General features: G+C 45.8%; 14 protein-coding genes, 2 tRNA genes and 3 rRNA genes. 15 read left to right on the forward strand and 4 right to left on the reverse strand.

Translation table 11 applies throughout. From position 1 onward, the window contains the following. Positions 1-408 precede the first annotated feature (408 nt). The 3 genes from MSHOH_RS00175 (at position 409) to rrf (ending at position 5,221) form a co-directional block, all read left to right on the forward strand. A 16S ribosomal RNA gene (locus MSHOH_RS00175) occupies positions 409-1,883 on the forward strand. Between the two features lie 232 nt (positions 1,884-2,115). Further along, a 23S ribosomal RNA gene (locus tag MSHOH_RS00180) occupies positions 2,116-5,020 on the forward strand. Positions 5,021-5,099: 79 nt separating this feature from the next. Further along, positions 5,100-5,221 (forward strand): 5S ribosomal RNA (gene rrf, locus MSHOH_RS00185). The 16S, 23S and 5S rRNA genes sit together here, the layout of an rRNA operon. A 297-nt stretch (positions 5,222-5,518) precedes the next feature. On the opposite strand, the gene bfr (MSHOH_RS00190) is transcribed toward rrf, so the two are convergent. Both bfr (MSHOH_RS00190) and bfr (MSHOH_RS00195) read right to left on the reverse strand, forming a co-directional pair. Continuing rightward, positions 5,519-5,989, reverse strand: coding sequence for a bacterioferritin (bfr, locus tag MSHOH_RS00190; RefSeq protein ID WP_048142923.1), 471 nt, complete (start codon positions 5,987-5,989; stop codon positions 5,519-5,521). Between the two features lie 104 nt (positions 5,990-6,093). After that, complete coding sequence (gene bfr, locus MSHOH_RS00195) at positions 6,094-6,618, reverse strand: bacterioferritin (protein WP_338037930.1); 525 nt, start codon at positions 6,616-6,618, stop codon at positions 6,094-6,096. Between the two features lie 424 nt (positions 6,619-7,042). On the opposite strand from bfr (MSHOH_RS00195), the gene MSHOH_RS00200 reads away from it, so the two are divergent. The 12 genes from MSHOH_RS00200 to MSHOH_RS00255 all read left to right on the forward strand — a co-directional run bounded on the left by MSHOH_RS00200 (position 7,043) and on the right by MSHOH_RS00255 (position 17,720). Next, the gene (locus MSHOH_RS00200) at positions 7,043-7,627 is read left to right on the forward strand and encodes a YIP1 family protein (protein ID WP_048136624.1); all 585 of its coding nucleotides are present in this window, start codon (positions 7,043-7,045) and stop codon (positions 7,625-7,627) included. A gap of 141 nt (positions 7,628-7,768) precedes the next feature. Further along, positions 7,769-7,840, forward strand: a tRNA-Cys gene (locus MSHOH_RS00205). A gap of 70 nt (positions 7,841-7,910) precedes the next feature. Continuing rightward, positions 7,911-7,982, forward strand: a tRNA-Cys gene (locus MSHOH_RS00210). A gap of 176 nt (positions 7,983-8,158) precedes the next feature. Then, a complete protein-coding gene (locus MSHOH_RS00215; RefSeq protein ID WP_048136625.1) occupies positions 8,159-8,776 on the forward strand; it encodes an endonuclease III domain-containing protein in 618 nt (205 codons plus the stop codon). Between the two features lie 263 nt (positions 8,777-9,039). Then, entirely contained in the window at positions 9,040-10,218 is a 1,179-nt protein-coding gene (locus tag MSHOH_RS00220) for a bifunctional 5,6,7,8-tetrahydromethanopterin hydro-lyase/3-hexulose-6-phosphate synthase (protein WP_048136626.1), read from the forward strand. A 191-nt stretch (positions 10,219-10,409) separates the two neighbouring features. Next, positions 10,410-11,078 (forward strand): triose-phosphate isomerase, encoded by a 669-nt coding sequence (gene tpiA / locus MSHOH_RS00225; RefSeq protein WP_048136627.1) that lies wholly within the window; start codon positions 10,410-10,412, stop codon positions 11,076-11,078. A gap of 618 nt (positions 11,079-11,696) precedes the next feature. Beyond that, complete coding sequence (locus MSHOH_RS00230; RefSeq protein WP_048142925.1) at positions 11,697-12,341, forward strand: FmdE family protein; 645 nt, start codon at positions 11,697-11,699, stop codon at positions 12,339-12,341. Between the two features lie 2 nt (positions 12,342-12,343). Beyond that, complete coding sequence (locus MSHOH_RS00235; protein WP_048136628.1) at positions 12,344-14,095, forward strand: ABC transporter substrate-binding protein; 1,752 nt, start codon at positions 12,344-12,346, stop codon at positions 14,093-14,095. A gap of 16 nt (positions 14,096-14,111) precedes the next feature. Further along, positions 14,112-15,110 carry an ABC transporter permease gene (locus MSHOH_RS00240; RefSeq protein WP_048136629.1) on the forward strand — a complete coding sequence of 333 codons (999 nt, stop codon included), beginning with the start codon at positions 14,112-14,114 and terminating at the stop codon, positions 15,108-15,110. 2 nt (positions 15,111-15,112) lie between these two features. Then, positions 15,113-15,937: an ABC transporter permease gene (locus MSHOH_RS00245; protein WP_048136630.1), complete on the forward strand. Its 825-nt coding sequence runs from the start codon at positions 15,113-15,115 to the stop codon at positions 15,935-15,937. Then, positions 15,937-16,890 carry an ABC transporter ATP-binding protein gene (locus MSHOH_RS00250; protein ID WP_048136631.1) on the forward strand — a complete coding sequence of 318 codons (954 nt, stop codon included), beginning with the start codon at positions 15,937-15,939 and terminating at the stop codon, positions 16,888-16,890. The genes MSHOH_RS00245 and MSHOH_RS00250 overlap by 1 nt, the downstream gene beginning before the upstream one ends. Before the next feature lie 2 nt (positions 16,891-16,892). Then, positions 16,893-17,720: an ABC transporter ATP-binding protein gene (locus MSHOH_RS00255; protein ID WP_048136632.1), complete on the forward strand. Its 828-nt coding sequence runs from the start codon at positions 16,893-16,895 to the stop codon at positions 17,718-17,720. Positions 17,721-17,857: 137 nt separating this feature from the next. On the opposite strand, the gene MSHOH_RS00260 is transcribed toward MSHOH_RS00255, so the two are convergent. Both MSHOH_RS00260 and MSHOH_RS00265 read right to left on the reverse strand, forming a co-directional pair. Then, entirely contained in the window at positions 17,858-19,417 is a 1,560-nt protein-coding gene (locus MSHOH_RS00260) for a HEAT repeat domain-containing protein (RefSeq protein WP_048142926.1), read from the reverse strand. A 71-nt stretch (positions 19,418-19,488) separates the two neighbouring features. Then, a complete protein-coding gene (locus tag MSHOH_RS00265) occupies positions 19,489-21,000 on the reverse strand; it encodes a prephenate dehydrogenase (protein WP_082089179.1) in 1,512 nt (503 codons plus the stop codon). Between the last annotated feature and the right edge of the window lies 1 nt (position 21,001).

Consider the following 21,001-nt stretch of genomic DNA (forward strand, 5'->3'; position numbering starts at 1 on the left):
AAGAATTCAAAAGGATAACTCCTTTGAAATCTTTTAACCATTCATTTTCCATCTTCCAAATTTGTTCAACCTTCTTTGAAGGAATAAGCTTATATACAAGGAAAGTCTTGTATATATCCCTCACAAGGCGCAAATGCGTGGGAGAACAACAAGAAGGTTTATATACAAAAACTGCCTTCTATGTGTCCCTCACACAAAGCAAATGTGTGGGTTGAAATTCAAAATCTCTGTTATCTTTTAATGGAGTCAGGAGTTGTTTCCTGACTGACGAGGATTTGTCGGTTCGGTTAATTCTGGGTGATAGATGTTTCAAACATTTTATCGCGAAATGAACTAACTGAATTGATAGTTGTTAGTGCAAGTTTCTGCGACCAAGACCTTTAATTTTAAGTGTGCGATACATTAACAATTCTGGTTGATCCTGCCAGAGGTTACTGCTATCGGTGTTCGCCTAAGCCATGCGAGTCATATGTAGCAATACATGGCGTACTGCTCAGTAACACGTGGATAACCTGCCCTTGGGTCCGGCATAACCCCGGGAAACTGGGGATAATTCCGGATAACGCACATATGCTGGAATGCTTTATGCGTAAAATGGATTCGTCTGCCCAAGGATGGGTCTGCGGCCTATCAGGTAGTAGTGGGTGTAATGTACCTACTAGCCGACAACGGGTACGGGTTGTGAGAGCAAGAGCCCGGAGATGGATTCTGAGACATGAATCCAGGCCCTACGGGGCGCAGCAGGCGCGAAAACTTTACAATGCGGGAAACCGTGATAAGGGGACACCGAGTGCCAGCATCATATGCTGGCTGTCCGGGTGTGTAAAATACACCTGTTAGCAAGGGCCGGGCAAGACCGGTGCCAGCCGCCGCGGTAACACCGGCGGCCCGAGTGGTGATCGTGATTATTGGGTCTAAAGGGTCCGTAGCCGGTTTGGTCAGTCCTCCGGGAAATCTGATAGCTCAACTATTAGGCTTTCGGGGGATACTGCCAGACTTGGAACCGGGAGAGGTAAGAGGTACTACAGGGGTAGGAGTGAAATCTTGTAATCCCTGTGGGACCACCTGTGGCGAAGGCGTCTTACCAGAACGGGTTCGACGGTGAGGGACGAAAGCTGGGGGCACGAACCGGATTAGATACCCGGGTAGTCCCAGCCGTAAACGATGCTCGCTAGGTGTCAGGCATGGCGCGACCGTGTCTGGTGCCGCAGGGAAGCCGTGAAGCGAGCCACCTGGGAAGTACGGCCGCAAGGCTGAAACTTAAAGGAATTGGCGGGGGAGCACAACAACGGGTGGAGCCTGCGGTTTAATTGGACTCAACGCCGGACAACTCACCGGGGACGACAGCAATATGTAGGCCAGGCTGAAGACCTTGCCTGAATCGCTGAGAGGAGGTGCATGGCCGTCGCCAGTTCGTACTGTGAAGCATCCTGTTAAGTCAGGCAACGAGCGAGACCCGTGCCCACTGTTACCAGCATGTCCTCCGGGATGATGGGTACTCTGTGGGGACCGCCGATGTTAAATCGGAGGAAGGTGCGGGCCACGGTAGGTCAGTATGCCCCGAATTTCCCGGGCTACACGCGGGCTACAATGGATGGGACAATGGGTCCCTACCCTGAAAAGGGCTGGTAATCTCACAAACCCATTCGTAGTTCGGATCGAGGGCTGTAACTCGCCCTCGTGAAGCTGGAATCCGTAGTAATCGCGTTTCAATATAGCGCGGTGAATACGTCCCTGCTCCTTGCACACACCGCCCGTCAAACCACCCGAGTGAGGTATGGGTGAGGGCACGGACTCTGTGCCGTGTTCGAACCTGTGCTTTGCAAGGGGGGTTAAGTCGTAACAAGGTAGCCGTAGGGGAATCTGCGGCTGGATCACCTCCTAAGCATAAAACACTGTCACCCGGATGCCGATAAACCTACAAATCCTCAAACCAGAAATCCTTCGGATTTCTCCATTAATCAGTTTGTTATTCCAAATAACAAATTTTACAAATCATCAAGTGCACCCGGAAAGTAAATTTTCGGGGAAGGATGGATAGCCTGCGCGGAACCGCAGGCAGATGAAGTCGTGTATAGGTGCTGTATACTGGACGCTTACTGGACCTGGTTAGGTAATTAGGAATTATGCTATCAGGTGGATGGCTCGGCTCAAGAGCTGATGAAGGACGTGCCAAGCTGCGATAAGCCCGGGGTAGGTGCATGGAGCCAATGAACCCGGGATCTCCGAATGGGACCTCTCCATAGTGATCAGTAATGATCGGGAACGCTCCGAATTGAAACATCTCAGTAGGAGCGGGAAAAGAAATCAAATGAGATGCCGTAAGTAACGGCGAGTGAAACCGGCACAGTTCAAACCGAATCCCGTCAGGGAAATGTGGTGTTGTAGGGCTGTTCATAAAGTCTCGCGGCTAAATCAAACTTGCCTGGAACGGCAGACCATAGAGTGTGACAGTCACGTAGATGTAAACCAAAAGACCGGAACATGTCCCTGAGTACCGTGCGTCGGATATCGTGCGGGAATCCGGGGGGCACCAACCTCCAAAACTAAATACTCCTTGAGACCGATAGCGAAATAGTAGGGTGACCGAACGCTGAAAAGTACCCCGAGAAGGGAGGTGCAAAGTGCCTGAAACCTGATAGTGATGGAACGATACGGCATGAAAGGATCTTTGATACGAAGGAAGCACTCGCGAGAGTGTTGTACGAGTATCACTGCCAGTGTCGTATCTTACGTTTTGAAGAACGGGCCAGGGAGTGTATCTTGATGGCAATGGCTAACCTTGTAATTGGGCAGCCGAAGCGAAAGCAACATGTGCGCAACCCTCGGGTGAGGCACGACGTATACAAGTGCGTGGAGTCATCGGGGTACGACCCGAAGCCGGGTGATCTAGGCGTGGGCAGGTTGAAGCGTGGCGAAAGCTACGTGGAGGACCGCAAGCGGTGTTGATCTGCAAATCATTCGTGTGACCTGCGTCTCGTAGTGAAATGCTAATCTAACCCGGCATCCGCTGGTTCCTTCCGAAACATGTCGCAGCATGACCTGACTGGAGATCGTCGGTGGAGTAGAGCACTGATTGGCGGTTCCGGGGGGGAAACCCCTCGCCCGCTTGTCAAACTCCAAACCCACCGTCATCAAAGAAAGTCGGAGTCCGGACTGCTGGGGTAAGCTTGTAGTCCGTAAGGGAGACAACCCAGCCCGTGGTTAAGGTCCCCAAGTGTCGACTAAGTGTAAACGCTAAAGGGCGTCCCAAGCCCAAGACAGCTGGAAGGTTAGCTTAGAAGCAGCTACCCTTCAAAGAGTGCGTAACAGCTCACCAGTCGAGGTTTGGGGCCCCGAAAATTGACGGGGCTCAAGTCGACCACCGATACCACGGAGTACCGCAAGGTAATCTCGTAGGAAGGCGTTGTGTTCGGACTGAAGCAGGGCTGTGAAGTCCTGTGGACCGTTCACAAACGAAAATCCTGGTAATAGTAGCAGCAAAGCAGGGTGAGAATCCCTGCCGCCGAAGGGGCCAGGTTTCCTCGGCAATGATCGTCAGCCGAGGGTTAGTCGGTCCTAAGACGTACCGTAATTCGAGTACGCCAAAAGGGAAACAGGTTAATATTCCTGTACCATTTAGCACTGAGTCTGACGTCTCAGGGCAGGCCGAGCGGCGTCGTCGCGCCGTCTAAGCAGCGAACCCCGTGGAGAGCCGTAATGGCGAGAAGCGGGCGAATCTGTAATGGCTAAAGTCGGCTGCACCCAGGGACCCGTGAAAAGGCAGCTAAATGTCCGTACCGAGAACTGACACAGGTGCCCCTAGCTGAAAAGGCTAAGGCGTGTCGGAGTAATTCAGTTAAGGGAATTCGGCAAATTAGCTCCGTAACTTCGGGATAAGGAGTGCCTGCTGTGAAGACAGCAGGTCGCAGTGACCAGGGGGCTCTAACTGTCTAATACCAACATAGGAGATTGCAAATCCGTAAGGACTAGTACAATCTCTGAATCCTGCTCAGTGCAGGTACCTGAAACCCCGGTTCAACGGGAAGAAGGGCCTGTAAACAGCGGGGGTAACTATGACCCTCTTAAGGTAGCGTAGTACCTTGTCGCTTAATTGGCGACTTGCATGAATGGATCAATGAGAGCCCTACTGTCCCTAACTGGAGTCCGGTGAAGCTTACATTCTAGTGCACAGTCTAGAGACCTCTAGGGGGAAGTGAAGACCCCGTGGAGCTTTACTGCAGCCTGTCGTTGGGTTGTGGTTCTGGATGTACAGTGTAGGTAGGAGGCGTCGAAGCGGGTGCGCCAGCATCCGTGGAGCCGCAATTGGGACACTACCCTTCCGGGACTACGACCCTAACTCTGCGAAGAGGACCCCGATAGGTGGGCAGTTTGCCTGGGGCGGGACGCCCTTGAAAAGATATCAAGGGCGCGCAATGGTTGACTCAAGCGGGTCGGAAACTCGCTGAAGAGTGCAAGAGCATAAGTCAGCCTGACGTTATTCAGCACAGCAGTGGATGACGAGACGAAAGTCGGTTCTAGCGAACTTTTGAGCCTCCTTGGTGGGGGCCAAAAATGACAGAAAAGTTACCCCGGGGATAATTGAGTCGTTGCCGGCAAGAGTACATATCGACCCGGCAGCTTGCTACCTCGATGTCGGTTCTTTCCATCCTGGCCGTGCAGCAGCGGCCAAGGGTGAGGTTGTTCGCCTATTAAAGGAGATCGTGAGCTGGGTTTAGACCGTCGTGAGACAGGTCGGTTACTATCTACTAGAGGTGCCAGAGGTCTGCGGGTAAGCTGCTTTTAGTACGAGAGGAACCAAGCAGCGGCGCCACTGGTGTACCGGTTGTCCGACAGGGCATCGCCGGGCAGCTACGCGCTAAGGAATAAGAGCTGAAATGCATCTAAGCTCGAAATCTGACCTAAAAAGAGACCTCTTTAAGGATTCCGGTAAAAGACCGGTTTGATAGAAACGGGATGTAAGCACCAAGGCAACGAGGTGTTCAGTCCGCGTTCACTAACTATTCGTTCCTTTCACCTAATTCAGGTCCAGGCGAAATCCGGTATGCAGCACCATACATGACTTCTTATTCCACAAAATATCCATTTTATAGGTTGAGTTTGGCGGCCATAGCGGCAGGGCAACTCCTGTACCCATCCCGAACACAGCAGATAAGCCTGCCCGCGTTCCTTACTGTACTGAAGTGTGCGAGCCTTCGGGAACTCTGGATCGCTGCCAAATTCACCTTATAATACTTTAATACTTCTAATTTTAAAACTGATTTTAAATTGATTTTTTAATTTTGGATTAATTTTTTCTTTTATTTTACTCTTTGAGATTATCTCTTCTCAATTTAGCTGTTTATGTTTATCTTACTTGTTTTCTTACAAAAAATTTTTAAAAAATGAGTATTTTAAATGCTTCCTTTCATGACTTTATTCAGATAGATATTCTCAGGGTATTGGAAATTTGCTCTTTGTCAGAGCCTTTTCACTGGTAGCCTCAAGATATCTCCAAAAAATAGATTCAGAAGATCTCTTATTCGTGGATCTGCTGAGCCAGATAGTTCTGGACACCTACCTGGTTGATCTGGTCCATCTGGGCTTCGATCCAGTCAATATGCTCAGTTTCTTCCTTAAGGATCGACTCTAGAAGTACTTTCGTGTCGTTATCTCCCAGCTCCGCCGCCAGACGGATGGCTTGATTATAGCCTTTAATAGCCTCCTCTTCGGCCCAGTGGTCGTGATCATGCATTTCCGGTACTTGACCGCCGATACGAATTTCGCTCAAATTGCTGACTATTGGCTTCCCTTCGAGGAAGAGGATGCGTTCAATCAGCTTTTCCGCGTGTCTCATCTCGGTAATAGCCCGCTTCTCGATTACATCACCCAGCCGATCATAGTTCCAGTTCTCACACATCTCGGCATGGACAAAGTATTGGTTGATAGCGGCCAGTTCATCTGCCAGACGAGCGTTTAGACAATCGATTAATTTCTGATCTCCTTTCAAACATAAACCCCCTATGCAAATTAAATTATAGTTTTTACAATTTATAGTTAACACTACAAGACTTAAGCATATTTGGGCCGTAATGAGTTTAGTAGTCACTTTCTTCATTTTTCATAGATCTGCTGTGCAAGATAATTCTGGATACCTATCTGATTGATCTGGTCCTGCTGGGCTTCTATCCAGTCTATGTGCTCTTCCTCATCCTTCAGAAACGATTCGAGGAGAGTTTTGGTGTTATTATCTCCTACTTCTGCTGCCAGGCGGATGGCTTCATTGTAAGCTCTGATTGACTCTTCTTCGGCCTGGTGGTCATATTCATGCATTTTCGGTACTTCGTCTCCTATGTGAATTTTATTCAGATTGATGACTATTGGCTTCCCTTCGAGGAAGAGGATTCGTTCTATCAACTTCTCTGCGTGTCTCATCTCAGTTATGGATCGTTTCTCGATTACGTCACCCAGACGGTCATAATTCCAGTTCTCACACATCTCGGCATGAAGAAAGTACTGGTTGATAGCAGTCAATTCATCAGCTAAAAGAGCGTTTAGACTATCGATAATTTTCTCATTTCCTTTTATACATAAACCCCCTATGCAAAGGAAATTATAGTTTTCACAATTTATAATTATTCTATTACGTTCTTTAAATATTTAGTCGACTCTTAAAAACACTACTAATTTCTGTACCGACTTCAATTCTTCTAAAAATTATAAAAATCATTTAAAGTTTTTAAATACCATAAAGTCTCTTATTTAATGCTGACAGTGAAGATATTTTTGACTTTTAACTTGAGAAGTGGGTTCTAAGTGTGGCTGATAAGTGTGGATGAATGTGCTTTTGAGAGTCTGAGAGCTATAGCAAAGGAGAAACCTTTACGTCAATACTTGATTGAGTCTGTTGACAATTGGGTAAACAAAGAAGAGGCATTTTTAACGGACAAATTTATTTTTTGTTTTATGGTTCGAATTATCCTGCTTTATCTGGTAATAAACTTTCATTTTTTCCTTACAAATCCTTTTATAAAAACTCTGCCTATTTTTTATTGGGATAACTATGGATTATATAGAAACTTGGAAAGAAGTTATACAAAGGCCGTCTAATTTTTATAGAAAAATGCCAACGGCCGGAGGATACGCTGAGCCGCTCACTTTTGCAGCAATCAGCTATTTCATATACGGACTTTTGACTGCACTTTTTAACCGCGGTATGATGGGAGGCATGTCTGGATATGGAGGTATGTATGGGTATGGAATGGGTTCAGGAGGGTATGGTCTTACTACCGCCCTTATGATGGCAATCATGATGCCTATTATAGGTATTATCTCCATCTTTATCGGAGCTGCAATACTTTATATCATCTATAAAGTGCTTGGAGGAAAAGGGAGCTATGAAGGTACTGTAAGATTCATATCTTATGCGACTGCAGTGATGCTGCTTTCCTGGATTCCGTTTATCGGCTGGATCTTTGGGTTTTACGGAATATATCTCTATATCTTGGGCGGCATGATCGTACACGATGTAAGTATGGTTAAATCAGCGATAGCTGTACTCCTGCCTACTTTCCTGATCATCTTAATTGTCATAATTATGGTAGTTCTGGCAGGATCAATTGCATATACCATGATTTTTCCATCCTGATTTGGTTTCTCCTTTCTGGAGATTATATATTATTTTTTGATGTGTCTCCCAAATTCTTTGAAGTTTATTGCCTTAAGCTAAATATTTATATATAAGAAATTACTTTAAATGCATCTACACGGCTAATACGTGATCAAAAATGCCAAGATGGCGGAGCGGCTACGCAATCGCCTGCAGAGCGATACCATTCCGGTTCGAATCCGGATCTTGGCTTTCTCTTCTAATAATTGATTTAGCCTAAAACTATATATTCAATAACGTGCTTTAAAAGAATCCACTTTGTGCCAAGGTGGCGGAGCGGCTACGCAATCGCCTGCAGAGCGATACCATTCCGGTTCGAATCCGGACCTTGGCTTTTTAAACACTTTCTACTTCTCTGTAAGAAATCTTTTAATTCTTATCGAATCTTTTCTAAATCTTTTTTGTTTTAAATCTAACTTCTCCAGAGGATCTGCTTTTGTTTTTTCAGCTGACAACCCAATTATGTTTTAATCTGGTATTTTTTATATCAAGAGAATACTAATTCTGGGCATGGACATTGATGAACTCATGCGGAGGCTTTTCGAATTTTATCCTGATGGCTGCACTGTAGACGTACGGGAACCTTTTTTCGCATTAATCTCCACAGTCATGTCACACAGGACCCGTGACGATGTAACATATCCTGCAGCAGAGAGACTTTTTGAGAGATTCTCAACCCCTGAGGAAATGGTCGAGGCCGATGTTGAAGAAATTGAAGCTCTCATAAAAGATGTGGGCTTTTACAGGGTCAAAGCGGGAAGGATAAAGGAAATCTCCAGAATTTTGCTGGAAGAATACAACGGCACAGTTCCGGATGAAATGGAAACTCTCCTGAAACTTCCCGGAGTCGGCAGGAAAACGGCTAACTGTGTACTTGCGCATGCATTTCTCAAAGAAGATGCTCTTGCTGTAGATACACATGTCCACAGGATTTCTAACAGGCTTGGGCTGGTAGTAACAAAGAATCCTGAGGAGACAGAAATAGAACTAAAAAAGATCCTGCCGCAGAAGTACTGGAGGCACGTAAATATTTTGCTTGTAAAATTCGGGCAAAATGTCTGCCGGCCTGTATCTTCCAGGTGCGGAATTTGTGTCCTGAACGATATGTGCCCTAAAATTCTCCTTTAATCAGGAGTTCTCAAAAGTATTATTATTGTATAATCGAATTCGTAAGGCACTGTGCAGGGATAGAAAACTCTTATGGGGGATACGAGATTATTTATATAAAGCTGGCATTAAGCTGGCAAAAGGGTTACGCTTAGCCCTGAATTTGATAACAAATTCATTTAAGATGCACAGCTGTTATACTTTACATGCATACTATCAATACTCTGCACAGTATATGTTATCGATAATCTGCATCTCACATTTACCGATTCACGAGGTTAAACATGTTTCAGATAGGAGAAGCATTAATGGGGCAGGGCTCGGAACTTGCCCACGTTGATTTGATGATAGGAGACAAGGGAGGTCCTGTAGGACAGGCTTTTGCAAACGGCCTTACTCAGCTCTCAGCCGGGCACACCCCTCTTCTTTCAGTTATCAGGCCAAACTTACCGCCAAAGCCTTCGACACTTATTATCCCGAAGGTTACAGTGAAGAACATGGACCAGGCAGCAAGAATTTTCGGACCTGCCCAGTCAGCAGTTGCAAAGGCAGTAGCAGACTCTGTAGAAGAAGGCGTGATCCCGAAAGACCAGGTTGAAGATCTTGTCATTGTAGCAAGCGTTTTTATCCACCCAGAAGCCCAGGACTATAACAAGATCTATAGATACAACTATGGCGCAACAAAGCTCGCAATCAAAAGAGCACTTGAAGGCTTCCCGGATATTGACACCGTACTTGAGGAAAGCAACAAGTCCACACATGCTATCATGGGCTTCAAAGTCACAAGGCTCTGGGACCCACCATACCTTCAGATTGCTTTTGACAACCCGAACCTTGAGTTCGTGCTTTCTGCTATCTCAGACATCCCGAAGAGCGACCACGTAATTATTGAAGCAGGTACGCCCCTTATCAAGCGCTATGGCACAGACGTGATTTCCAAGATCAGGCAGGTAAGACCGGACGCCTTCATTGTTGCTGACTTAAAGACTCTGGATACCGGAAACCTTGAAGCCAGAATGGTTGCAGATGCCGCAGGCGATGCTATTGTAGTTTCAGCCCTTGCCCCCATTAGCACCATTGACAAGCTTATTGAGGAAGCCCACAAGACAGGCATCTACGCAGTTATGGACACACTTAACCAGCACGACCCGGTTTCCGTCTTAAAGCAGCTCAAAATTATGCCCGATGTCATTGAACTCCACCGCGGAATAGACATCGAAGGCACAGAACATGCATGGGGCAACATTGCAGAAATCAAAAAGATCGCTCCAAAGGCTCTGGTTGCAGTTGCAGGCGGAGTACGTCTTGACAAGGTGCCTGTAGCTATCGCTCAGGGTGCTGATATCCTTGTGGTCGGCAGGGCCATTACCAATGCAAAGGATGTCAGGGAAGTGGCTGAACAGTTCATCAACAGCCTTAACAAGCCAGAAATCGACCAGTTCAGGGTCATGACAGACTTCTGAACAGGTTTTGAAAATTTTCCGAAAAAAAGAGCTGTCGGATACTGTTAAAACGGTTTTATTAGCTATTAAAAACAGCTAAACCGTAATAACAAAAATACGGCAAAATTTCCGGCAGAGATTCTCTGAGAAAGTGTGAGTTTCCACGCTTTTTCTTTTTCATTTTCTTTTCACTTTTCAGGAGGGTATCTTCCTTGAGTTCACCATTCATTTTACTGAACTATAAGACCTACATACAGGGTACAGGCCAGGGAGCAGTTGAAATTGCAAAAGCCTGCAAAGCCGTGTCCGAAGAATCAGGTATCGAGATCGCAGTAGCTCCTCAGCTTCCTGATATTTACAGGGTAGCTTCCGAGGTTGAACTTCCGGTTTTTTCCCAGCACCTGGACGGCATAGGAGCAGGAAGCTTTACAGGTCATGTTTTCGGAAAATGTGTAAAAGAAGCAGGAGCTGTCGGGACTCTGATCAATCACTCTGAAAGGCGTCTGACCCTTGCAGAAATCGAAGCTTCTCTCAAGGCAGCAAAAGAATTCGGACTGAGGGCGGTTATCTGCACCAATAACGTTCCCACAACTGCCGCAGCTGCAGCCCTTGAGCCCGATTATGTAGCAATTGAGCCGCCGGAGCTCATAGGCAGTGGAATTCCTGTCTCAAAAGCTGATCCCGAAGTTGTTAGTGGTTCGGTTGAAGCCGTTGCAAAGATCAACCCTGATGTAAAAGTACTTTGCGGCGCAGGAATTTCAAAAGGTGAAGATCTAAGAGCCGCCCTTGACCTTGGCTCGCAGGGTGTACTCCTTGCTTCCGGAATTGTAAAAGCTGCAGATCCTAAAGCTGCACTTGAAGACCTTATCCGCCTGGTTTAAGCTTAGTTTTCTGAGTTTCAGGTTAAGTCGGTATTTGTCTTCAGGTACTTGATGGGAGGTTCTATTTCCCTCTCATCTCCGATTTCAATCAGCAGAAAAATCAGGCTTTTCTCTTGTTCTAATTCTTACTCTTAGTTTTTTTCCAAAGATAAGCTAGAATATCCTTTTCCTCAAACGCCAGGACCTATATAAACAGTTTCACGGTCTATAATCACGGTTTTATTGTTTTCATAATTGCGACTTATGCGTCTCAATAATCATTTAATATTAGTTTATAAAAAATAAAGAAATAAGGCAATTTAATGTTATTTCTTCAATTTAATGTGATAAATATGAGTATTTAAATTTGTTGAGGTTAACTCTAATAAATACATTTATATGCTGCCGCCAAGCTCCGAAAATACTTCTTTTTTTCTTGCAATCTTCCTTCTGATCTGGAGATCCGTCTCCTTAAAACTTCTAATTTATTCTTCAATAGCTTTTTTTCGGTAAATTATGCCGATTAAGATATTATTATATAGCTGGAATTTTAATATGGTTAATTCTTTTATTAATTGTTGATAATAATTATTTAGAAAAATATAATACGTATTACAAAAGTAATCATTCTTGATCAAAATGGCTGGAGAATGTTCACACGAAAATACAGGGGTAGATCAAATAGTTCCCTTTTCCGAGGTTTCAAAGTTTCACGGGCATGTGTGTCCGGGGCTGACTATAGGTTATATGGCTGCCAGAGCCGGCACACAAGAGCTTTGTGTTGACAGGGATATCGATGAAGAGCTTGTGACTATTGTTGAAAACGATGCCTGTGGAGTTGATGCGGTTCAGGTTGTAACGGGCTGCACTATTGGAAAAGGCAACCTTATCTACAGGGATTATGGGAAGCAGGCTTTCACTTTCATATGCAGAGACAGCGGCAAAGCCGTCAGGGTTGTACTGAAATCCGATTTTAACATTGAGAACCTTGACCTTGAGTTAAGCGAGCTTCGTCCCAAAGTGATGTCAGGTACAGCTACCGAATCCGAAACACTGGACTTCAGAACACGGATGAATTGTATCTCGGAATACATGAGAGAAATGCCGGCTGAAGAAATGTTCGACATAAAACATGTAAACGTGGAAATTCCCCAAAAAGCCAGGATCTTTAATTCGGTAAAGTGCTCAAAGTGCGGGGAAATGTTTGCAGAATCCCGCGCCAGAATGCAGAATGGAGAAATAGTCTGCATATCCTGTTATGATGAGTATACCAGAGGCTGGTAAAAATGAAAGTCGAAAAAGTATTCTCAGTTCTCTTATCCTTTTTTATTATCAGTTCCGTATTCGGTCCTCTTTTCCTCTCATCGGCTGCTGCAACCGCAGAAAACACCGTGGAGGAAAGTAACAGAGTTTTCAAAGCAACCTGGGGAGCAAGCGGTGGTGACTGGGGATTTCCTTCTCCACTGACCTTTTACCCCAGGGGTCCGGGTTATGTAATGACGAGTTTCTGTTTTGACTCGCTGGTCTGGCCTGATGAGACAGGAAACTTCACAGGGCTGCTTGCCAGTTCCTGGGAGAATTCACCTGACGGGCTTACCTGGACCTTCTACCTTCGGGAAAACGTGACCTGGCACGACGGCGAACCGTTCACTGCAGATGATGTAATCTTCACGTACGATTATATTCAAGGTAAAGCAGCAATAAGCCCGATCGGAGCAGGCTGGTATAATACTGCAGTCATTGAAAGTGTGGAAGCCCCGGATAAATATACAGTCCGGATAAAGCTCAACCGGCCATATGCGCCTTTCATGCAGCAGGTAGCTGCTGTAATTCCTATCATGCCGGAACACATCTGGAAAGATGTCTCTGACCCGACAAAATATATGGATGACAAAGCAGCTATCGGAACAGGGCCTTTCATCCTTGAAGACTATAACAAAGATCAGCAGTCCTACAAATATTCTGCAAACGAGAACTATTTCCTTGGAAAACCGGTTATTGATACTCTTATCTTCGTGAAATCCACTGACCCTGTGATTTCTCTTAAAGTAGGCGATGCAGACGAAGCCAGCCTTACCCTTGATCAGGTTCAGGCCCTGAAAGATTCGGAAAACATGAAAGTGATCCAGGGTCCAGGATACTGGGTTTACAGGCTGAGATTCAACATCCCTGCAAATTCAATCCTTGAAAATACCGAGATTAGAAAAGCAATTTACCATTCCCTTGACTGTGAGGAAATCCAGAATAAGGTACTTCACGGCGGAGGTGTTGCAGGCAGCGCGGGGTACGTGCCTCCTTACTCCGGCTGGTATAACTCAGATGTAACACAGTACGCATATGACCCTGAAGCTGCCGGTAAAATCCTTGACGAGGCAGGGTATGATGAAGTTGGTTCGGACGGGATCAGGCTTACCCCGGACGGCGAAAAGCTTGAGTTCCAGTTACTGTATACCTCGGACCAGCAGAACCAGAGGATTGCAGAACTTGTCCAGAGTTATCTGAAGAACGTGGGCATTGGAGTGGTCCTTAAGCCCGGAGACACAAAAACCGTGGATGGCCTGGTAAATGCAGGCAACTTTGACCTGGCTATCTATTCCCACGGCACTTCAACAGATCCTGAGAGGATGTTAAATTCTTTCCCTGTGTCCACGGGCTGGAATAACACCGAATTCGCATCCCTGGCAAACCAGCAGATGAGTACCCTGGACGAAGGGGAACGTAAGGAACTCGTAGACCGGATGCAGGTTTTGATCGCGGAGAATGTCCCGACCATTCCCCTCCTGTACAGGAACGTTTACAGTGCATGTAACCAGGACAAGTTCGATGGCTTCTTCTACACACCCGGAGGTGTGGGAGGTGGAGTTCCCACAGAATACAACAAACTGGTTTTCATCTACGGAGAATGGAAAGGCCAGAGTACTGCCTCTGAAAAAAACAATACTGCCAGTACAAACTCTCCTTCAATGAATGCTCCTGGCATCCTGACGGCAGTGATGGCATTTGCAGTTGTTCTCATGCTGTACAGACAAAAAAGGTAATGAACAGGTGTTGTGATTGTCGGACAGAGTTCAGTGGGGACATGTTTTATCAAGAGGGCTGGAGTATGCCCTCACATTTTTTTTGATTCTTACTGTCAATTTTTTTCTGCCTCGCTTTATGCCCGGGGGTCCACTGTTAAGCGTGCTCGGGAGCCAGAGTGCCGACTTACCGGTGGTCATCGATGATGAGACAAAGTCCAGGCTGATGGACTACTATCACTTAAACGACCCCCTGCACTTACAGTTCGTTCACTATTTGATAGATGCAGCGCACCTGGATTTTGGTTATTCGATATTCTACAATGTGCCCGTAGTTGACGTAATCTCCGGCAGGTTGCCATGGACCCTGCTTCTGATGGGGACCGCACTGCTGCTGTCCACAGTGCTGGGAATTTTGCTCGGGCTCGAATCCTCCTGGAACCGGGAAAAAAGGCTGGACAACCTGCTGCTTATCGTGATACCTTTGTTCAGGTCCGTCCCTGTATTCTTTTTAGGGTCAATTTTCATCTTCCTTTTTGGGTACAGGCTGGGCCTGTTCCCGGTTTCGGGAGCTCTGACCCCATACATGGATTATCAGGATTTTTCCTCAATGGTAAAAGACGTTGCTTCCCACCTGGTACTTCCATTGGCATGCCTTTCAGCTTTTGAGATGCCAGGCACATACCTGCTCGTAAGAAACGTCTGTTCCCAGCAGCTTGAACGTCCCTATGTCCTTATGGATATTGCAAGGGGTTTGAAAGACCGTCACGTTAAGAGACACATACTTCTCAACTCTATCGGGCCAGTGGTGAATCAGGTAGCTGCGATGCTCGGATTCATGGTAGGAGGAACCTTGTTCGTGGAGACGGTATTCTCGTACCCAGGAATGGGGCTTCTTGTTTACAATGCGTTTATCGAAAGGGATTATCCTGTCCTTCAGGGAGCTTTTGTTTTCATGTCCCTCTTTGTGCTGACATGTAACTACGCAGCCGATATCGTATGTTCATATATTGACGGCAGGGCAGGACAGGAGTGAGTATGCACGAAAAGACTGTCTCACAGAGATTAAAAACTCCAAAAGGAATTGCAGGTCTTACAATTCTGGCTTTTTTTATTGTAATGGCTGCAACCGCACCTCTCCTGGCTCCTTACGGGTTCTCTGATTTCTCAAGCCAGCCTTTGCTTTCTCCGGATAACGCTCACCCGCTTGGTACCGATGATGTGGGAAGAGATATCTTCACAGAGCTCCTGTACGGCTCAAGGACTTCACTTACGGTTGCTTCTGTCGTATCTCTCGGAGTGCTGGTAATAGGTACCCTCGGAGGGGTATTCTCAGGATATGTGGGTGGGACCTTTGACAGGATCCTGATGAGAGGAGTTGATATTTTTCTCATGATCCCGGACCTTCCCCTCATCCTCATCCTTGCAGCATACCTGAGGCCTAACATCTGGAATATTATTTTCATTCTGATAATTATGGGATGGCCCGTAGGTGCAAGAATCACAAGAGCCCAGACCAGGACTCTCAAAGTATCCGGACATGTGGATTTTGCCCGGGTATCCGGGGCAAGGCCCTGGTATGTGGTCAGGAAACATATTGTGCCGGACATGTATCCCATTATGGTAACCACGATTGTAATGCAGTCAATCCGTGCCATTCTGTCGGAGTCGGGGCTTGCTTTTCTGGGGCTTGGAGACCCTTCTTACCCGAGCTGGGGGACCATGATAAAATATGCAATATCCTATCCGATGATATTTTTCACGGATGCGTGGATGTGGTGGCTGCTGCCTGCAGGGACATGCATAACACTGCTTGTACTCGGATTTGTGCTTCTGGGACAATCCCTTGAAGGTGATTATTGATGCCTGTACTTGATATTGAAGGACTTACAGTCAATTTCGTTACGAAAATGGGGATCCACCATGTGCTGAAAAATGTGAACCTCCAAATTGAAAGAGGAGAAATCGTGGGTCTGATAGGAGAGTCGGGCTGCGGGAAATCAACCCTTGCCATGAGTGTTCTTGATATAAATACCCGCAACAGGCAAATGTCAGGAAAGATTAGTTTCATGGGTGAGGATATTCAGAAGTTCAGCAGGGAAAAAATGCGGGAGCTTAGGGGCAGACACATAGGATTCATACCTCAGTCTTCCATGAATGCGCTCAACCCGCTTGTTCGTGTTAAAAAACAGTTTATGGAGACTATCAGTGCTCATGTTGACATGCCTGAGAAAGAAATGCTTGCTCTCAGCCGCGATATGCTTTCCCTTGTGTCTATAGATCCGGGAAGGATGAACGCTTTCCCCTATGAATTCAGCGGAGGACAGCGCCAGAGGCTCATGACTGCTCTTTCCATGCTCCTCTCTCCCGAGCTGATAATTGCCGATGAGCCCACCACCGCCCTTGATGCGATGATACAGCTGCAAATCATAGATCTGCTGAAGAATATGGCAAGAGAAAAAGAGACTTCCTTGCTTGTGATTTCCCATGACCTGCATACTATTTCCAGAATTTGTGACCGGATTTACATAATGTATGCAGGAAGAATCGTGGAAACGGGTACAAAAGAAGAGATACTGAGGAGATCGCGTCATCCGTATACACAAAAATTGTTAAGCTCAAGGTTACCCCTTATGGTGGAACCTGTAAGGGTAAAGGGCATACCCGGTAGGCCACCATCTACCTTGAAAGTGTACCAGGGATGTGAATTTCTGGAAAGATGCGAAAGGAGTTCCGAGATTTGCAGGGAGAAAAAACCTCCTGAATGTACTGGCAATTCCAGGGTATCATGTCACTTATGTCACGTTGAGGGATAAAAATGAACGAAAATGAACTTGTCAGGGTTGCTAACGTTACAAAGGTATTCAGGAGTAAAAGATTATTTAAAGGCAGTTCATCTGTCACCGCTCTTGATGGCGTGTCTCTTTCCGTGGAAAAAAATAGGATACTTGGAATCATAGGAGAAAGCGGAAGCGGTAAGACTACTCTAGCTAAATTGATACTCGGTCTCCTTAAACCAACATCAGGAGTCATATCCTTTACCGATCTGAAAGATGGGAACAGCGGATTAAGGAAACCTGAAGTCCAGGTGATTTTCCAGGACCCCTATGATTCCCTGAGCCACATGATGACCATTGAAGAAATTGTGACCGAACCATATCTCATAAAGCATAAAAGCCATTGTAGTGCCGATAAAGTACGCAGTGTCCTTGAGTCCGTAGGCCTGACCCCTGTTGATGAGTACCTCCACAAGTATCCCCGTTCTCTCAGCGGTGGGCAGCGCCAGCGTGTGGCCGTTGCCAGGGCGATAATTACCAGTCCTGATATAATAATAGCCGACGAGCCAATTTCCATGCTTGATGCTTCCATAGGTGTCGATATCCTTAACCTTATACTTGAAATGAATGAAAAATTAGGGATAACATTCATTTTTATTACTCACGATATCGCTGCAGCTGCTTATATATGTGATAACATTGCCGTAATGAAATCTGGAAAAATAGTTGAGTACGGTTCACGAAAGCAGGTAATAGTCGAGTGCCAGAATCTCTACACCAGTTCATTGCTTTCGGCGGCAGGAGCAGATTTCATATTTTCCGAAAATAAAAAACATAAAGCTGAGCTGGCAGTCAAACAGATTTGTTGACAGAACGGAATTCGGACAATAGAATTCAAGGAAGAAGAATTCCGGAATATCAGAACAGAGAAACAAAAATGAGTACCGGAATAAAAGAGGATGCGGCTTTTTAAGCCGCTTTTTGAAATTTCCTCAGAATTTTTGAGTTACTGATAAGCCTTAATAAGAGGCTCAACTGCTCTTGGGTCCCCAATTTCAATAAGAATCAGTGCGATCTCATCCTTAATTCTCTGGTCTTCCGTGTTCAGGTTTTCTATAAGAGGTTCAACTGCTACTTCTCCCATCTCTATAAGGGCTTCTCTGGCACTGGCTCCAAAGTCTTTATCACCCAGTTTTTCTATAAAAAACCCTGCAGCTTCCTTGTTTTTAGTTTTACCAAGAGCAAGAAGGGCTCCGTTTCTGATGTCTGTATTCATGCTCTGGTTATCAAACACCATTTTAAGAGTGTTTACAGCTTCAGGGCTTCCTATGTTCCCAAGAGCAGAGGTTGCAGCTACTCTTACCTCAGGCATTTCTCCATCATCCGTCAGTACAACGGTTAACTCTTGCGTAGCCTCAGTTCCTCCTATTCCTCCAAGGGCAAGAACAACGCTTTTTCTGACATCTGGATATGTATTCAGAGTATCTATTCTTCTTCCTTCAGCTTCTTTTCCGCTTTCCAGGACTTCTATCAGGGGTTCAACTGCTGATTCGTCTCCCATTTTCCCAAGTATAAGAGCTGAATTACTCCTTACCGAGGCCTTCGTATCTCTCAGTCTCTCAATAAGATAGGGTACGGCTTCTTCTGCTCCCATCTTCCCAAGTGCAACTGCAGTGCTGCTCCTGATGTAATCTTTCTCGTTATTTTTCAGTTCTGTCATCAGGGTATCCACAGCTCTTTCATCTCCGAGTTCTCCAAGCGCCATAGCTGCACTGTGTCCCGCCAGAGGGTAATCCTGAGTAAGCATCTTCAGTAAGGGATCTGTTGCGGCTTTTTCCTTTTTTTGTCCAAGAGCCATTGCAGCTGCAACTCTTACATATCCTTTCTGGCTTTTAAGAGCTTCAAGGAGTTTCTCAGTTTCGTTTCCCGACTCTTCAGATTCTTCCCCAGATTCGAATTTTGAAAGTGCGAATGAAGTATAGAGAGTAGAATTCTGTTCTTCAGCCTTGAGAGCCTCTTCAAGAAGGTCTGTATCGTTTCCGTACTCAACGTTTAAGGACTTTGCAAGGCTCTCTCGCATGGCTTTATCTTTAGCTTCTATAGCCTGCATGATATCTTCCGGGACCTCTCCCTGGCTCTGTTTTCCGACTGCGCCTTCGGTTGCGGTCACGTTTGAGGCTTCTTTTTCGCCAAGGTTTTCCGAAAGACTGTTTTCCGCTCTTTCATCTCCGGTTTCAAGAAGTGCCAGAAGCATATAACTTCTTATTTCTCCTCCAGAGCTTGAATTTTCGGTTTCAATCTTTTCAATAAGAGCGCTGGCAGCTGGCTTTCCAAGTCTACCAAGTTCGGTTGCGGCATTTAACTTTGTTTCACTGTCATTGCCAGTTTCCAGCCTGTTTATGAGACTTATTATCTGATTTTCTCCGGAAACTCCGGCTACTGTTGTGGTATTCGCTGCATTTCCACTATTTTCAACAAACTTATCCCCATTCAATAGAAGTGAGAAAAATATAGAAAGAGTGATAAGTGCAAATAAAAGAGAGATTTTCCATTTAACCTGGGACATTATGATTTCTATCAAGTTATTGTTTATATGCGTTTCTCTACTTATCAAGCCCGACAAAGGGAAAGGCCCTTTCATTCCCTGTACTTCAGGTTTTTCTCCCTTATCCGGCACCCTAGCCCGCAAAGAAGGGTTGTCACTTCACTTTCTATAGAATCTGCATTACAATCTCCAAAGATAGTTATCCTGTAAGTAACTCCCAGTTTTCCTGTTTCACATATTAACTTTTCAGGTTCTGTTCTGTTAAACTCATCGTAGATGTCGCTGATTTGGCAGTCTGCAAGTTGCTCGTTTGTACTCACTGCTCCGAGGACTATTTCAGGATCGGCGCCTTCCGGGATCAGGACTGAGATATCCCTTATCGAATGCTTCAGTTTTTCTTTTCTCCATTCCCTCAATTCGGATTCTGAAAGGAGGCGAAGGTTTTCAAGCTTAAGTTTTATGAACTTATTCTTGATATGAGGAGCAGTCCCTTTTGAGACAAGTTTTGTAAGGACTATCTCGTTAGGTCCCACCTTCTCCAGTCTGCCCACATGGATATTTCCTGAATAAATGTGAGAAAAGCCACAGACTTTCCCTATGGAGTTCAGGATGGTTTCATATTCGGTTATCCTGGAATTAATCAGTTTGTCCGACCTGCGCAGGGCATGAGCCGTATCATCATATTTCCGGGCAGCTGCTTTCATCTTTCTTACAAAGCCTTCTTCATCGTGCGCCCTCACAAGGCCGGCAAGTTCCTCACATTCCTTTATAAATGCTTCATGAACCTCAGGAACACCAGGGTTTTCCATCTGAATCAGGGCATAAAGGTAGGGGTTCTGGCCCAGAATCCTGCCCACAAAGTCAAGCATTATGCTGTAAACCGGACTTACGAATTTCCTGGACTTTTTGATATCAAAATCAAGCCTGTCAATGGTTGTCCCTATAGTGATATAAGCAAAATGAGTAAGCCCCTGTACTACTGAGACCAGCCTGTCATGTTCGGCTGCGGTTGTGATCTCAACGTGTGCGCCGTTTTCTTCAAAAAGCTGCCTGATTACGGGAAACCATTTTTCCGAGCGCCCTTCTACAGGGACGAGAATTACGGTTTGCCCCCTTATTGTCGGAATTGTCGGCCCGAACATAGGGTGAGTTCCAAGGATCTCAACATCACCAGGTGCAAATCTCCGCATAGCTTCAACAGGTCTTACCTTGGTTGAGGTAAAATCCATAAGAAGACTGCCCGCTTTCATCTTTGGGGCGACTTCTGCAATAGTTTCCTCCGTTGCATTAATTGGAACGGATACTATCACTATGTCGCTCTCAGGGATAACTGCCTCAAGGTCAGAAGCAAAAGGTACATCCAGTTTTCTCGCGATCTCAACTTTTCCGCCTTTTCCCCAGACAGTAACCTCATAGCCTCTTTCTTTAAAAAAACGGGTGAACCACTGCCCCATCTCTCCGGTTCCGCCAAGGATAAGAACCTTCGTTTTTTCGGAGTTCTTTTTTTCAGGATCGGGAATTCTCCGGATTTCAGGATGGCTCCGGGTTGAGTATGTGGGATGGTAATGATCTTCTGCTTTTATCTGTTCGGTTTCATAATTCATA

The organism is Methanosarcina horonobensis HB-1 = JCM 15518, assembly GCF_000970285.1.
Lineage (GTDB): Archaea > Halobacteriota > Methanosarcinia > Methanosarcinales > Methanosarcinaceae > Methanosarcina > Methanosarcina horonobensis.

What these genes read in the sequence shown, in the direction of transcription:
- MSHOH_RS00200 (WP_048136624.1), top strand. Translation starts at nt 7,043, where the DNA reads ATGGATTATATAGAAACTTGGAAAGAAGTTATACAAAGGCCGTCTAAT.
- MSHOH_RS00215 (WP_048136625.1), top strand. Translation starts at nt 8,159, where the DNA reads ATGGACATTGATGAACTCATGCGGAGGCTTTTCGAATTTTATCCTGAT.
- MSHOH_RS00220 (WP_048136626.1), top strand. Translation starts at nt 9,040, where the DNA reads ATGTTTCAGATAGGAGAAGCATTAATGGGGCAGGGCTCGGAACTTGCC.
- MSHOH_RS00230 (WP_048142925.1), top strand. Translation starts at nt 11,697, where the DNA reads ATGGCTGGAGAATGTTCACACGAAAATACAGGGGTAGATCAAATAGTT.
- MSHOH_RS00235 (WP_048136628.1), top strand. Translation starts at nt 12,344, where the DNA reads ATGAAAGTCGAAAAAGTATTCTCAGTTCTCTTATCCTTTTTTATTATC.
- MSHOH_RS00245 (WP_048136630.1), top strand. Translation starts at nt 15,113, where the DNA reads ATGCACGAAAAGACTGTCTCACAGAGATTAAAAACTCCAAAAGGAATT.
- MSHOH_RS00250 (WP_048136631.1), top strand. Translation starts at nt 15,937, where the DNA reads ATGCCTGTACTTGATATTGAAGGACTTACAGTCAATTTCGTTACGAAA.
- MSHOH_RS00255 (WP_048136632.1), top strand. Translation starts at nt 16,893, where the DNA reads ATGAACGAAAATGAACTTGTCAGGGTTGCTAACGTTACAAAGGTATTC.
- MSHOH_RS00260 (WP_048142926.1), bottom strand. Translation starts at nt 19,417, where the DNA reads ATGTCCCAGGTTAAATGGAAAATCTCTCTTTTATTTGCACTTATCACT.
- MSHOH_RS00265 (WP_082089179.1), bottom strand. Translation starts at nt 21,000, where the DNA reads ATGAATTATGAAACCGAACAGATAAAAGCAGAAGATCATTACCATCCC.